Consider the following 358-nt stretch of genomic DNA (forward strand, 5'->3'; position numbering starts at 1 on the left):
ATTCCGACCCTGCCGATCATTACTGCCATCGCATCCGCCTGGTCCTGGCCGAGAAGAACGTGGCGGTAGAGGTGATCGATATCGAGGCGGGCCGCTGTCCGCCGATGCTGGCGGAGGTCAACCCCTACGGCAGCGTACCGACCCTGGTCGATCGCGACCTGGCGCTGTACGAGCCGACGGTGGTCATGGAATACCTCGACGAACGCTATCCGCATCCGCCGCTGCTGCCCGATTATCCGGTGAAGCGTGCCAACAGCCGCCTGTTGATCCATCGTATCCAGCGGGACTGGTGTTCCCTGGTGGACCGGATCCTGGATGCGCGCAGCAAGGAGGCCGAGCGGGTCCAGGCGCGCAAGGA

At 64.5% G+C, this 358-nt stretch carries 1 protein-coding gene; it reads left to right on the forward strand.

Annotated features, from left to right (window positions below):
• A partial coding sequence (locus FLP08_RS17430; protein WP_202912820.1) for a glutathione S-transferase N-terminal domain-containing protein occupies nt 1-358 on the forward strand: 358 nt, incomplete at both ends.

Origin of the sequence: Christiangramia aestuarii (genome assembly GCF_009735585.1) — a bacterium.
Classification (GTDB): domain Bacteria; phylum Bacteroidota; class Bacteroidia; order Flavobacteriales; family Flavobacteriaceae; genus Christiangramia; species Christiangramia aestuarii.